This is a genomic window from Bacteroidota bacterium, from assembly GCA_016720935.1.
Classification (GTDB): domain Bacteria; phylum Bacteroidota; class Bacteroidia; order AKYH767-A; family 2013-40CM-41-45; genus JADKJP01.
The window spans coordinates 210,414-224,483 of sequence record JADKJP010000007.1 but is presented as its reverse complement, the minus strand read 5'-3'; the positions used below and the strand labels follow the sequence as shown (position 1 = coordinate 224,483).

Annotated in this window: 9 protein-coding genes; 6 read left to right on the top strand and 3 right to left on the bottom strand. The window is 40.8% G+C overall.

Annotated features, from left to right (window positions below):
- Positions 1-42 precede the first annotated feature (42 nt).
- The 3 genes from IPP86_15160 to IPP86_15150 all read left to right on the top strand — a co-directional run bounded on the left by IPP86_15160 (position 43) and on the right by IPP86_15150 (position 4,262).
- Positions 43-1,140, top strand: coding sequence for a glycosyltransferase (locus tag IPP86_15160; protein MBL0139842.1), 1,098 nt, complete (start codon positions 43-45; stop codon positions 1,138-1,140).
- Positions 1,124-3,604: a carboxypeptidase-like regulatory domain-containing protein gene (locus tag IPP86_15155; protein ID MBL0139841.1), complete on the top strand. Its 2,481-nt coding sequence runs from the start codon at positions 1,124-1,126 to the stop codon at positions 3,602-3,604. The genes IPP86_15160 and IPP86_15155 overlap by 17 nt, the downstream gene beginning before the upstream one ends.
- Positions 3,605-3,704: 100 nt before the next feature.
- The gene (locus IPP86_15150; GenBank protein ID MBL0139840.1) at positions 3,705-4,262 is read left to right on the top strand and encodes a YkgJ family cysteine cluster protein; all 558 of its coding nucleotides are present in this window, start codon (positions 3,705-3,707) and stop codon (positions 4,260-4,262) included.
- A 47-nt stretch (positions 4,263-4,309) separates the two neighbouring features.
- On the opposite strand, the gene IPP86_15145 is transcribed toward IPP86_15150, so the two are convergent.
- A complete protein-coding gene (locus tag IPP86_15145; protein MBL0139839.1) occupies positions 4,310-6,853 on the bottom strand; it encodes a T9SS type A sorting domain-containing protein in 2,544 nt (847 codons plus the stop codon).
- A 159-nt stretch (positions 6,854-7,012) separates the two neighbouring features.
- Here IPP86_15145 and IPP86_15140 point away from each other — a divergent pair, with 159 nt between their 5' ends.
- A complete protein-coding gene (locus tag IPP86_15140; GenBank protein MBL0139838.1) occupies positions 7,013-7,435 on the top strand; it encodes a TonB family protein in 423 nt (140 codons plus the stop codon).
- A gap of 126 nt (positions 7,436-7,561) precedes the next feature.
- Here IPP86_15140 and IPP86_15135 read toward each other — a convergent pair whose 3' ends face one another.
- Positions 7,562-10,054 carry a fibronectin type III domain-containing protein gene (locus IPP86_15135; GenBank protein ID MBL0139837.1) on the bottom strand — a complete coding sequence of 831 codons (2,493 nt, stop codon included), beginning with the start codon at positions 10,052-10,054 and terminating at the stop codon, positions 7,562-7,564.
- Between the two features lie 123 nt (positions 10,055-10,177).
- The gene (locus IPP86_15130) at positions 10,178-10,873 is read right to left on the bottom strand and encodes a response regulator transcription factor (protein MBL0139836.1); all 696 of its coding nucleotides are present in this window, start codon (positions 10,871-10,873) and stop codon (positions 10,178-10,180) included.
- Between the two features lie 346 nt (positions 10,874-11,219).
- Here IPP86_15130 and mqnE point away from each other — a divergent pair, with 346 nt between their 5' ends.
- Both mqnE and IPP86_15120 read left to right on the top strand, forming a co-directional pair.
- Entirely contained in the window at positions 11,220-12,392 is a 1,173-nt protein-coding gene (gene mqnE / locus IPP86_15125) for an aminofutalosine synthase MqnE (GenBank protein MBL0139835.1), read from the top strand.
- 421 nt (positions 12,393-12,813) lie between these two features.
- Entirely contained in the window at positions 12,814-14,034 is a 1,221-nt protein-coding gene (locus IPP86_15120; protein ID MBL0139834.1) for a T9SS type A sorting domain-containing protein, read from the top strand.
- The last annotated feature ends 36 nt before the right edge of the window (positions 14,035-14,070 follow it).

Here is a 14,070-nt window from a genome sequence, read left to right as displayed (position 1 = left end):
CTGAATCCGTTGAAAATAATCATCATTGGTCCGGCCTACCCATTGCGCGGTGGAATTGCTGATTTGAATGAAGCGCTTGCAAAAGCCTTCATCGATGAAGGGATGGATTGTGAATTATTTTCATATTACTATCAATATCCCGGAATTCTTTTTCCGGGTACATCCCAGTTTTCGGATGGTCCTGCTCCCGCAGGTTTGAAAATATCTTCTACGATCAGTTCGATTAATCCTTTGTCCTGGTTCAAGACGGCTAAACAAATCATTTCACAAAAACCTGATCTTGTATTGATCCGTTATTGGTTGCCTTTTATGGCACCTTCTCTCGGTACTATAGCGAGACGACTTCGAAAGAAATCAATACCGGTGATCGCGATCACGGATAATGTTATTCCGCATGAACATCGCATCGGAGACAAGTCCCTGACAAAATATTTTGTGAAAAGCTGTGATGGATTTATTACCCTTTCAAGATCGGTACTGGATGATTTGTCTTCATTCACTTCCAATCCAAATAAATCCTTTCTTCCGCATCCGATTTATTCCATATTTGGAAATGCGGTCAGTAAGGACGCAGCCAGAACTGCATTGAAATTAAATGCTTCTGATAAAATAATTTTATTTTTTGGTTTTATTCGTCCATACAAAGGACTCGACCTTCTTTTTGAAGCGATGTCAGATCCACGAATTAAGAATCTTGGTTTGAAATTGCTTGTTGCCGGTGAATTTTATGAAGATGAAAAAAATTATTCATCCATGATAGACAAGCTTGGTATCAAAAAGGATGTCTTGTTGCATACTTCCTTTATTTCCAAGGATCAGGTGAAAAATTATTTCTGTGCCGCGGATATTGTCGTTCAACCATACAAAAGCGCGACTCAAAGCGGGATTACGCAGATCGCTTATCATTTTGACAGACCAATGCTGGTGACCAATGTTGGTGGACTGTCAGAAATTGTTCCGAATGGAAAAGTCGGCTATGTTACCGATATTTCGGCAGGTGCAATCGCGGATGCGTTGTTGGATTTTTATTCTGGAAATCGTGAATTAGAATTTGTCAACAATGTAAAGATTGAAAAAAGTAAATTTTCCTGGCCCTCATTTGTAAAGGGAATTCTTCAACTTTATGAAAAAATTAAATAGACTTTTCTTTCATTTAATAATTCTTATTACGGTCCTGCTTTCATTTTCAGAAAGTACTTATGCTACCTTATATAGAGTCAGCGGAATTGTTTATGACGAGCACCAGCAACCTCTTCCGTATGTGACCATCTTTATCGAAGGAACAACAAACGGTACGACTTCAAATGCGGAAGGAGCTTATTTCCTGGAATTGAATCCCGGTGAATATTCTGTCATCTACAGGATGATCGGATACAAGCAAGTGAAAGAACGCATTCAGATTGTTTCCGGACCGATTGTAAAAAATATTCACTTGCAGGCTGAATCTTACCAGTTGAAAGAAATCAAAATCAAAGCCGACGCGGAAGATCCGGCTTACGCAATTATTCGTAAGGCGCAAAAGAAAAGAAATTATTACGATGATCAGGTTACTGCATACCAATGTCAGGCCTATGTTAAATCAACACAAAAGTTATTATCCTATCCAAAGAAATTTCTTGGACAGGATGTGCAAATTGAAGAGATCATGGACACAAGCACCAAGATCTTTTACCTGAGTGAATCAGTTTCCAATCTGTCTATCCGGAGGCCGGAGAAAATCAGAGAGGAAATGATTTCTTCAAAGGTTAGTGGCAATCCACGGACATACAGTTTTAACCAGGCTTCAGATCTCATGGTTAGTTTTTACAAAAACCTTGTAGAAATTGAAAACCTGGCACCACGCGGATTTGTATCTCCAATTTCTGCCAATGCATTGTTTTATTACAACTATAAACTCGAAGGAAGCTTTGTTGAAAACAATCAACTGGTCAACAAAATCAATGTCATTCCAAAGCGGAAAAATGATCCTGTTTTTACAGGAGATATTTATATTCTTGAAGATTCGTGGCGGATACACAGTGCTGATTTATACATAACAAAAAACCAGCAAGTCCAGTTTATAGATACATTTCGTATTCGACAAAATTTTGTCTCTGTGAATCCGGAGACCTGGATGCCATTCAGTACCGAATATGCTTTTGAATTCAGAGCGTTGGGTTTTCATGGAACCGGTTCGGTATTGGGTGTATATTCAAAATACAATGTGAATCCTGAATTTACGGATGGGTTTTTCAGCGGACAAGTGATGAAGGTGGAGAAGGAAGCGAATAAAAAGGATTCCTCGTATTGGGAATCTGTCCGACCTGTTCCACTCACAAAAACGGAAGAAACAGATTATCATCGTAAAGATAGTACACGGATCGTGTACGAGTCTAAACCATACCGCGATTCAATCGACAGGGTCGATAATAAATTCAAATTGGGAAACCTGATCAGTGGATATTCGCATGAACAAAGTTATTTCCACAGAAGTTATGGATTTTCTTCTTTGCCTGAAGCTGTTCAGTTCAATACAGTAGAAGGTTGGGTTGGACAAATGTCTGTAAACTATAAAAAAGGCTTTGGAGATGAAGACAGGCGGGAATATTCAATCCGTCCGGAGGTTCGATACGGTTTCTCCAATCATCACTGGAATGGAAATGTGGAAGCAACGTATCGGTACAATATGTTCCGGCTGTCCACAGTTTCCGGAAGTATTGGTACAGATGTGGTTCAATTTAATTCAGGCAAACCGATCACTCCATTTATTAATTCGATCTATTCTTTAGCTGCGAGAAAAAACTTTCTCAAAGTTTATGAACAACAATTTATCCGTGCATCACATCGTTTTGAAATCGTGAACGGATTATCAAACTCAATACAGTTGGAGTATGCAAACCGATTGCCTTTGCAGAACTCAGAAGATTTTTCCATATACAAAGGTAGTAGGAGGGAGTATACCTCCAATGATCCGCTGTATCCGGTTTCTGATAGTTTGCATTTTGAGAAAAACCAGTCCTTCATCGCTGAGCTTGGTTTCAGGATAAGATTTGGACAAAAATATGTAGACAGGCCCGAGGGTAAATTTATTATCGGATCCAAATATCCCGCCTTACGAATAAATTATAAAAAGGGAATTCCCCTCATGGGTTCGGATGTCGATTTCGATTTTGTATCGATTGGTATTGAAGATGAAATGCGGCTGGGTCTTTTGGGCAAATTGAAATATCAGGTTACAGGAGGAGACTTCCTTACGAAAGGCAAATTATATTTCATGGACTACAGGCATTTCCTGGGTAACAAAACATTTTTATCCGGATTTGGATTGAATGAATTCCGGAATCTGGATTATTACGCCTATAGCACCACAGAAGCATCTCTTGAAGCACATGGTGATTTGAATATGGGCGGTTTTATTCTGAATAAAATTCCTCTTGTCCGTAAGCTTAAACTGACTGAAGTTGCCGGAATTCACTATTTAAATACCAATGTCCTGAAGAACTACTTTGAACTCTCTTTCGGAATCGAAAAATTCGGTTCATTCAGAGCTGAAATGTTCACTTCCATAGCTCAGGGACACCGAGGGAATATCGGGTTCCTGTTAGGAATTAAAAGAAATATCTGATTGCCATAAGGAGGGAAATGATATTTTTGCCACCTGATAAAACAAAGCCTTAAGAATCCCGTCGATTCATTCCATTTAAAACAAACATCCATCAAATTATATGGCCAAAATAGAGCCCATTCGCCGACCCATTGAGTACATGAAGACTACTCTGAAGAAGAAGAAGAAAACCTATATCACCTTTCTTCGGGGCGTAACACATCGTAAAGTTCGCGGATTGGATAGTCTGGCTAAAGCTTTGCACAAACAGGCCTTTCAGAAGATTGATTGTCTGGATTGCGCCAATTGTTGTAAAACGATGTCACCGACCTATAAAAAGGCTGATGTACAGCGGATTTCGAAGCACCTGAAAATGAGTTATCAGGAGTATTTTGACAAATACCTTTATTTTGATGAGACAGGCGACATCATGAACAAAAGTGTTCCCTGCCAGTTTTTGAAAAAAGATAACAAGTGTTCTATATACTCAGTTCGCCCGAAGGATTGCAGTGGTTTTCCTCATACACAAAACAACGATTTCAAATTATTCGTTGCCGGCACGCACAAACAGAATATTGAATATTGTCCGGCCACATTGTATGTGGTGGAGCGGATGCATCAGATTCTTCTTGATAAAGGGAAGAAACGTACCGTTTCGGCTCAGGATGCGAAATTGTAGGAAAGAGATCTTTCCTACAATTTCTTCATCATTTTTTTAAATTCAGTTTATTCTGTTTTCAGAAATTTCCTTGTATAACGGTTGCCTTTAATTTCCAGTGTCAGGAAATATATTCCCGGAAGAAAATCAGAGGTATTCATTTCCAGGGTTGAGGTTCCACTTTTGATTTGAGAGTTAGTATTACTCTTCACTAATTTCCCATCTGAAGAATAAATTTTCAGCGATCCGTTTTCAGCATTGCTCGCTTTTATCCTGAATCGTAATTGGTCCTTCACCGGATTTCCAAGGATGGTGAAATCTGAAATTGCTGAAGCAGCAGTGCTTATACCTACAGGCAAACTTGTAAGTTCCGCTTTGTAAGTACCATTTCCATGTGTAAATGCAACGATGGAATTATCCGCTTTTGATAACTGAATATCAAAAACCATCACACCATCCGGCATTCCGTTATTGAAAGCATCCCAGGAATTTCCTCCATCAACGGAAACAAAAACTCCCAGATCCCCACCGGCGTAAAGTGTGTCAGGATGATCGGTGTCAATCGTGATACAATGAAAGGGAACATCTGGTAGGGAAGAGCTGATATCTGTCCATGAAACTCCTGCATCTGTTGATTTGAATAAATGTCCGGCACCGAAGCCTGAAAATGCTACATAAACTTTTCTGCTATCCAGTGGATCTACGGCAAGGTCACGCGGATATCGGTTGGGCAATCCTGATGATCTGTCGAGGAAAGATTGGCCTCCGTCAGTGCTGAGCAGGATATGCATCGGGCGAGTATCGCCGGGAGCCGTACACACGTAAACAGAATCTTCATTCAGTGCGGAAGTAGCAATACTCAACGCAAAATTTCCGCTATCGATTTGTTGTGAGCTGGTTGTGTAGAACGAATTCCCGGCATCGTCACTTCTGTACAAGGAATCACCTCCGGCATAGATGACACTGGAGTTGGAGGCAGCCAGCACAAAAGGAGCTATGAACGCGGATGAATTTCCTCCAAAGGGACTCGATGAATTCTGAAGAATAAAAGTGTTGAACGACATTCCTCCGTCTATAGATTTGGCTACGTTGAGATATTGTAACGAAGCATATTGGAACTGATCGGTAATCGGATCAATTGCATTGAAAGATCCATCGCCGCCAACTACAGGTGTCCAGTAAACACTTCCATCATACCGAAGTGTATTATTGTCCTGCAAGCCGGTCAGCATCAAATCTCCGTTTTGTGCGGAGACAGAACCGATGTAGGCCTGTGAAGTGACATATCCATCTGTACATTCATAAAAATTATCGCCGAAGTCATCCGTCCGATACAAGCCTCCATCTGTCAGGATATATGTTTTATTGGGATCAACATTACTACAAACGATATCGTGAACATCCGGATGGACCATAAAGTAATTTGGTAATTGGTAAGGAAAATCACCGCTTTGATCAGATCTGAAAACATCGACACCACCTAACATTACTTTTGTACTATCATCATTTTTAAAACAAAGTCCTTTCGCATACCAACCCTGATAAGAAACAATTTCCATCAAGCCGGTGATGGAGTTCCATGTATTTCCTTTGTCAAATGTTCGGTAAATACCGGTAGTGCTATAAAGATCAGCGATCAATGCAAGTACGGAGCGATGGTTTTGCGGATTCATGGCCAAAGTAATTCTTCCGGTCATTGGGCCTGGAAGTCCTGTTGTAAGTCTCGACCACTGAGCTCCGCTATTGGTGGAGCGATAAATTCCGCTTCCGGTTGAATCTACATTTCCGATACCGGCATAGATGGTATTTGTATCCACAGGATCCACTAAAAGATCCATCACCATGAGTTGGTTCAACACAAGATTCCAGGTAGAACCAGCATCTGTTGTTTTGTAAATTCCTTCCGTTGTTGCAGCGTAAATGACATCCGGATTTTGTGGATTGAATTGCAAATCCCAGATTCCTCTGGCCTGATTGTATTGCCAGTCAAGACTGGGTTGCCATGTCAAACCACCATCCATCGACTTCAGAATGCCAATACCAACAGAACCTCTGGTAGGTCTTGTGATCAATCCATTCACAGTACTGCCATGGCTGTAGGATTCACCTGTTCCTATGTACATGATATCTGGATTGACCGGATTGATGAGAATGGAGCTAACGCCACGTACCGGGAATCCGGTGGGTACATAGGTCCATGCATTTGTTCCAATTCCACCTGTGGTAGATTTCCAGAGTCCTCCGGAAGCGGAGCCCAGCCAGATGATAGCTGTATCATTCGGATTAATTGCCATTCCAAGAGTTCTGCCCCCGATATTATTAGGACCAATATTTACCCATGGAGAAACAGCAAGTCTTGCTTGTGAAGCGGAATGATTTCCAAAATGAGTCCGGTAAAATTCATTTGCTTTTTGATAGGCATCAGCCGGAATATCCGAAAAAGGGTAGGCCTGACTTATGCTTAGAAACTGTAGGGCATCCCAGGCTGCATGTGTTCCGTCGGATTCTTTGCGTTGCTCAGAAATTCCCTCCGCAGGTGTTTTTAACAAATAGATCAGGGCAAGGATCCCGGGGATTGTTAAAAGAAATAGTAACAAACTTCTTTTTTTCATTGATTTTCGCAGTTTTATAAATAAAAAAACAAGATACAGTTTTCTGAAGGAAGCAAAAAGAGAAGACTATACATCAGGTATACTTTTGGTATTTTGTTTTGAATATCTTAGGTTTGATTGGATTTTCCGGGTATCCGGAAAGGGATAAATTTCGACAAAATGAAAAAAATTGTAATTCCGATTCTGTTGTTGTTTCCTTTATTGGCAATGTCACAGAAACCGACTGTGAAGGAAAGCGAAAAAGTAAAATCAGGATTTGGTGTTAGTGTTGTACAGGTGCAACCGGAGTTTCCCGGAGGACCGGATAGTCTCCAAAGTTTTCTAAAAACGAATCTGACTTATCCTGCTCAGGCAAAACTGAATCATTTGCAGGGGAGAGTGTATATCGGTTTTATGGTTGATAGATCAGGGAAAATCAAAGACGTAAAAATTCTCAGTGGTGTGAACGAAGAACTGGATAATGAAGCGCTGCGTGTGATGGGTATGATGCCTGACTGGAAACCGGGCAGTGCCGGAGGGGCCGCGGTAGATGTTCAATATATCCTTCCGATTGATTTCATGCTGCCTAAAACGCAGAATTAAATCTGGAAGTTCCTGCCAGGGTACAGGATAGACAATCTTCTCTCTGAAAAAAACAACAACAATCCTTTATAAAATAAAAAATCCGGTAATTTTCATTACCGGATTTTTTATTTCAATCATCACAGATTATTTTTCAAGAATCAGTTTCTTAACGATTCTTTCGGATGAATTCGTTAATTCTACAAAGTAGATTCCTTTGTTCATCAACGTGAGATCAAGGCTCAATTTATTGTAACCTGATTCAACATTGAAATTCTGATTCAGGATTGTTTTTCCAACCATGTCAAATACACGTACCTGGATGGATTCATTTTGAGAAGCTGAGAATGCTACATTCACTTCTTCCTTCGCAGGATTCGGGAACAGGTTGAAGTCGTTAATTGCGGGTTCATCAACAGGCTCAGCAACGATGTCTTGTACTGTACGGAAGGCGGTAGAACCTACGCTTACCCGCAGTTTATAACATGAAGTCGCGCTGTAAGCACTGTTGTATCCATAAACTTTGATATAGTAAATCGCAGCAGTTGTAGTATTACGAATGATTTGCTCACTCGTAGTTCCTCCAGCCTGTGAAATTGCAAGCTGAGAAACAGATGAATTGTACAAACGGATATCGTAATCAAATGGCAGATTTGTCAAATTGATTTTGATATAAGTGTTTGGAGAAGTGGTTGTAAATTTAAACCAATCAGCATCCGTAGAAGTACCGATCATCGCTGTGATATCAGTATTTGTAGTGATTGTTTTTGCTGTTCCGGAAGTATTGTTTGATTCGTAAACATCAGAACAAGCAGAAGCGGCAGTTGTAGTGAAGTTTGTAGAAGCAGTAAATCCACTTGAACCACCTGAACAAACTGTCTGCACCTGCCACTCGTAATTGGATGATGCAACCAGACCGGCAATTGCCTTTGAATTTGTAGCACTGGTAGTAGACGTCCATGAAGCAGCACCAACAATACGGTATTGAACATTGTAACTTGTTGCACCGCTTACTGCGGTCCAGCTAAGTGTTGCTCCTGAGCTGGTGATGGTTGAAGTTGCCATACCTGTTGCAACTCCGCAAGCTGCTACTGTAGTACTGAAATTTGTTGAGCTTGTAAATGCGCTGCTTCCACCTGAACAAACAGTAGCAACTTGCCATTCGTAATTTGAAAAAGATACCAGAACGGAAAGTGCCAGTGTATTTGTAGCGGAAGTTGTAGCAATCCATGAAGGAGAACCAATGATTCGATACTGAACATTATAGGAGGTCGCACCTGAAACCGCTGTCCAGTTCAAAGTAGCGCTGGTAGAAGTAATGTTGGTGGTTGACATTCCTGTTGGAACACCACAAGTTGCCACCGCAGGAGTACTGAAGTTAGTTGATGCTGTAAATGCACTGGTACCAGAAGCACAAACAGTTGCCACTTGCCATTCGTAATTTGAAGAAGCAACCAAACTGCTGATTGCTTTAGAATTGGTGGCAGATGTTGTTGAAGTCCATGTAGCGGCTCCTACGATTCGGTATTGAACATTATAAGAGGTAGCACCTGAAACTGCAGTCCAGTTTAAAGTTGCAGTTGTAGAAGTGACACCTGATGTTGACATTCCTGTTGGAACATTACAAGTTGTACTACCTGACTGGCAACCGGTAGATGAAAGCATCGCCGCACGGGAACCCCCTGTAGCGAACAAAGCAGCCATTCGTGTAGACTGTCCATTGGTGAACATGTTCATCGCGTTGTCATCAGTGTAATCCATATAGTTCATGAACATTACACCAGGTGAAGTTGTAGAACAACCATCTGTACGTGGGAATGCCGGAGCACCATAATTTTCACCAGCCTGGTTTGGAGTATCAGAAACATTGTCAGTACCGGAGCATGCAGTACCATCATCACCCCAGATATGTCTAAGGTTTAGCCAGTGACCGACTTCGTGAGTGGCAGTACGCCCCAGATTGTATGGAGCGCTTGAAGTAGGAGAGAGCATACTTCCAACGGAATAGTATGTCAATACAACACCATCAGTTGCAGCTGCGCCGCCCGGAAATTGTGCATAACCCAATACACCACCACTCAGGTTACAAACCCAGATGTTGAGGTAGCTGGAAGAAGACCATGCATCCAATCCTCCATTTGCGTAACGCTTCACGTTGTCATTGGTGCTGAATGAAGTTACAGTAGTTTGACGACGCTCAATACCTGTTGTTGCTGCTCCTGCAGGAGTGCGTGAAGCCAGACAGAACTGAATGTTTGTATTGGCAGAAATACCTTGCCATACAGAAGGAGTATTGCCTGCGTCAGTATTCAAACGTGCATAGTCTTTATTCAGCTGATCCAGCTGAGCAAGACATTGTGCATCGGAAATATTATAAGTAGCGGAGCTGTAAACAATGTGGAACACAACAGGGATAGTAATCACCATGTCTGTTGCATTTTGACCTGCATTTTTACGTGCTTGTACATATGCGGCACTTTGTTGCTCAATTTGTTGCATTCTGCTTTCCAACGCCGGATCTTCCATTTTCAGTCGGTCCAGATTTTCCATCGTCGCGCAGTTACGATGTCCGGGTGTGCCGGCAAACGTTGAAACGGCCAATAGAATAGCCGAAAACAAGGTTAATAGTTGTTTTTTCATTCGATCTTTAGAGTTTTAGTTAAGAAGGCCCAATTATAGGGGCTGATGTGGGTACTGAAGATGAATTTTCACGAAAATATGGCGAAATTCACCTGAAGATTGTTGAATTTCACCGATTATCCTTCATTCTGTAACGAATTTGTAGCCAACGCCCCGAACAGAGTGAAAATACCGTGGTTCTTTGGGGTCTTTTTCGAAGTATTTCCGGAAGGCTAAAATGAAATTATCGACCGTACGGGTTGAAGGGTAAATGTCATAGCCCCACACTGTTTCCAGTATTTGCTCTCTTGATACAACTTCATTTCTACGTTCGATCAATAGTTTCAGGAGGGCAATTTCTTTTTTGGTCAGACGAATCTTTTCACTTCCCTTACCACTGATTTCATAGGTCTTGAAATTGACTTCGTTCCCGTCAAAGCGATAGATGTCGCTCATTTCTTTCTTTTCTTCCTGACTCAGACTGCGTTTCACAAGCACATTCACACGTAAGAGGAACTCCTCCAGGTTAAATGGCTTGGTCATGTAATCATCCGCACCTCTTTTAAGCCCCAGGATCTTATCCTCACTGGCATTCTTGGCAGAAAGGAAGAGAATGGGAACGGTACCGTTGTGCAAACGAATGGCTTCGCAGACGGCAAATCCATCCATTTCAGGGAGCATGACATCCAGAACAACCAGATTAAAACGCTCCGCTTTAAAAATCTTGACAGCTTCGGTTCCTGTACCGGCTGCAACTACTTTATATCCTTCCAGTTCAAGATTCAGCTTGATGGCTTCCTGGAGGTGTTCTTCATCTTCCACTAAAAGTATACGAATCATATGTTCAGGATTTAGATGTTAAATATACTAAAGGTGAGCTTAACTCAATGGTCCTGCAGCCTGTCAGGAATCCGTCAAATTATGTCCAAACTACATGAATAGTATTTTGTAATTGTCAGATTTTCGCAAGATTTTCAAAGAGATATCTCTGTACGACTAAAGGGCACCACTAAATGGAAGTGCATATCAAAGAATATTGCACGTATAAATCCGGAATGATTGGAATAGCCTGAACCATTTGTATGAGTGTTTGTTAGAAATATACTGTGATTTTTATCAGTTCATTCTATGATGAAAATAAGAGGGTTCAAAGATCAAATGTGTATTTTTGACCTTTATTCTGTTTATGCAAAACAAAAGTATCCTGTCTTATCTCGACAATCAGGCATTGTCGGATGAATTAAAAGCCATCGCGAAAAAGGTATTGAATCAACAACGAATTTCTGTTGATGAAGGCGTTTATTTGTATGAGCATGGTGAGCTCGGTTTTCTGGGTGCGCTGGCAAATTATGTGCGAGAAGAGAAAAACGGCAACGCCACATTTTTCAATCGCAATTTTCACATTGAACCCACGAATATTTGTGTCTTCGCCTGTAATTTCTGTTCCTATTCACGTCTGCTTAAGGAGAAGGAAGAAGGATGGGAGCTGAGCATGGAGCAGATGATGGACATTGTCAGAAAATATGACGGACAAGCGGTCACAGAAGTTCACATCGTTGGTGGTGTGCATCCGAAAATGAATCTTGATTTTTTCAATGATCTGCTCAGACAAATAAAACAACATCGTCCGGATTTACACATCAAAGGATTTACGGCAGTAGAACTGGATTACATGTTCCGTAAAGCAAAAGTAAGTGTGGAAGAAGGCTTGAAGAAAATGAAAGAAGCCGGACTCGATTCCATTCCCGGTGGCGGAGCGGAAATTTTTGACGAAAAAGTACGTGCTGAAATCTGTGGCGATAAATGTACTTCCGAAGAATGGCTGAACATTCATGAAACCGCGCATCGTCTCGGCATGCACAGTAATGCGACTATGTTGTACGGACATATCGAAACCTATCGTCATCGTGTGGATCACATGGATCGTCTTCGTCAGTTGCAGGATCGTACGGGAGGTTTCAATACATTTATTCCGCTTAAGTTCAGAAACAAAGACAACGATATGTCAGCGGTTCCCGAAGTAAGTGTTGTCGAAGATTTGAAGAACTACGCTGTCTCCCGGATTTTCATGGATAATTTCAAACACATCAAAGCCTACTGGCCGATGATTGGAAGAAATACAGCGCAATTGTCACAGGCTTTTGGAGTGGATGATCTCGACGGAACCATCGATGACACAACCCGTATTTATTCCATGGCCGGAGCGGAAGAACAGAATCCTTCACTCAGTACAGGCCAGCTTGTAGATCTCATTCGTCAGAGTTCAAGAACTCCGGTTGAACGCGATACACTTTACAATGTCGTGCGTGATTATACCGATTTTGATTTCGCGACGGAGAGTGGGATGATGATGAATTGAATTTTAGTATTTGGATTTAGTGTTTTACTTCCTGGATTTGTCAGGAAGTTTTTTTGCATTGAATAAAATGTTATTTTTAACAATGATTAATATTTAAGATAATGCTCTGCTTGTGATGTTTTTTTAACGATGTCTTCGAATGAAGTTAATTCACGTCTTCCTTTTGATTTTTTTATTTCCTTGTTGCATTTATTGTCAGAATCGTAATGCTATTTGGTGCTTTGGAGATGAAGCCGGTATCAATTTTAATGACCTCTTAAATCCGGTTCCGATCATTTCAAGTGTGAATTCAAGGGGCACCTGTGCAAGTATTTCGGATGCAGGGGGAAATTTGAAATTTTATTGTGCGGCACCGGACGTAGACGCCTATAGGAATGGTATACTTCCCACTGGAATTGTTTATAATCGCTTTCACCAAAAAATGCAAAATTCGGATTCTTTAGTTAGCAGGGGTTGGTATCACGAAATGGTAATAGTGCCAAGTCCTGGGGATACCAATTTTTATTACATATTTCATACAGGAGTTACTTCATTATCTGGCTTATATTATTCAATAATTGATATGACACTAGACAGCGGCAAGGGCGCAGTAGTCTCTAAAAACAACCAATTGCGAACAGAGTTTGCTGTAGATTGTATTCAGGCGGTAAAAAACGTTAATGGAAGAGATTCGTGGGTAATTTTTAAGCAGGATCAAACACCCAACAATAAATTTTATCTGTATTCTGTTACAACCAATGGTGTTGCTTTGGATCATGTTGACTCGGTCGGGCTCAACGGAGATTCCAATGGTGGTGATTTAAGATTTAATTCCAACGGCTCCCAATTTGCTTTTTGCAATTTGAAAGGCTTGTTAACGCTTTATAATTTTGACCGTTGTACCGGTACAATTGCTTTGAATAAGACGATCAGAGCGGAAGATCCTAATGGTAATTACCCCTATTTTTTTGATTGCTGTTTTTCACCCAACGACTCTCTTTTATATTTAAGTTGTGCTCCTTACATAAGTGATTTTGATACAACTCACATTTTTTTATATCAGATTCCTCTTACTTCATTTAATCCTTATGCTTCCAAAACTTTGATTTGGAATCAAACAGCACCAAATTACATTTTAGGTATTCGATTAGCACCAGATAATAAAATTTATATTGCAAGTGGTCCCGGCGGCTACCCATATGATAGCTCTAATTATTCGGTCGAGACCATGCATTTGTCCGTCATCCACGAGCCCAATCGAAGAGGTGGTGCAATTGCCTGCGACTTCAGGCCGTACAGTTTTTATCTCGGTGGTAAACGAACTTATTGGGGCTTGCCAAATAACCCGAATTATGATCTGGGGCCTGTGTCTGGAAGTATATGTGATTCTTTATCTGTACAAATTGATGAACAATTTGCTGAAAAATTCATTACTCTATATCCAAACCCTGCATACAACAAGGTTTCTGTAAAATTTTCATCACCATTAAAAGGAAAAGTTTTTATAAAACTTTTGGATTTGCGCGGTAGCCTGATCTTACAGGTAGAAACAAATTCTATGGATAATGACCTTGATCTTTCGAAAATTGAAAATGGTGTTTATTTTCTTCGGGTCGAAGGGTCGGTGCATTATCCTGTTCAGCAATTGGTCAAAATAAATTGAAGAAGGTTCGGCAATTCCTTTTCCGTAAATAATTAA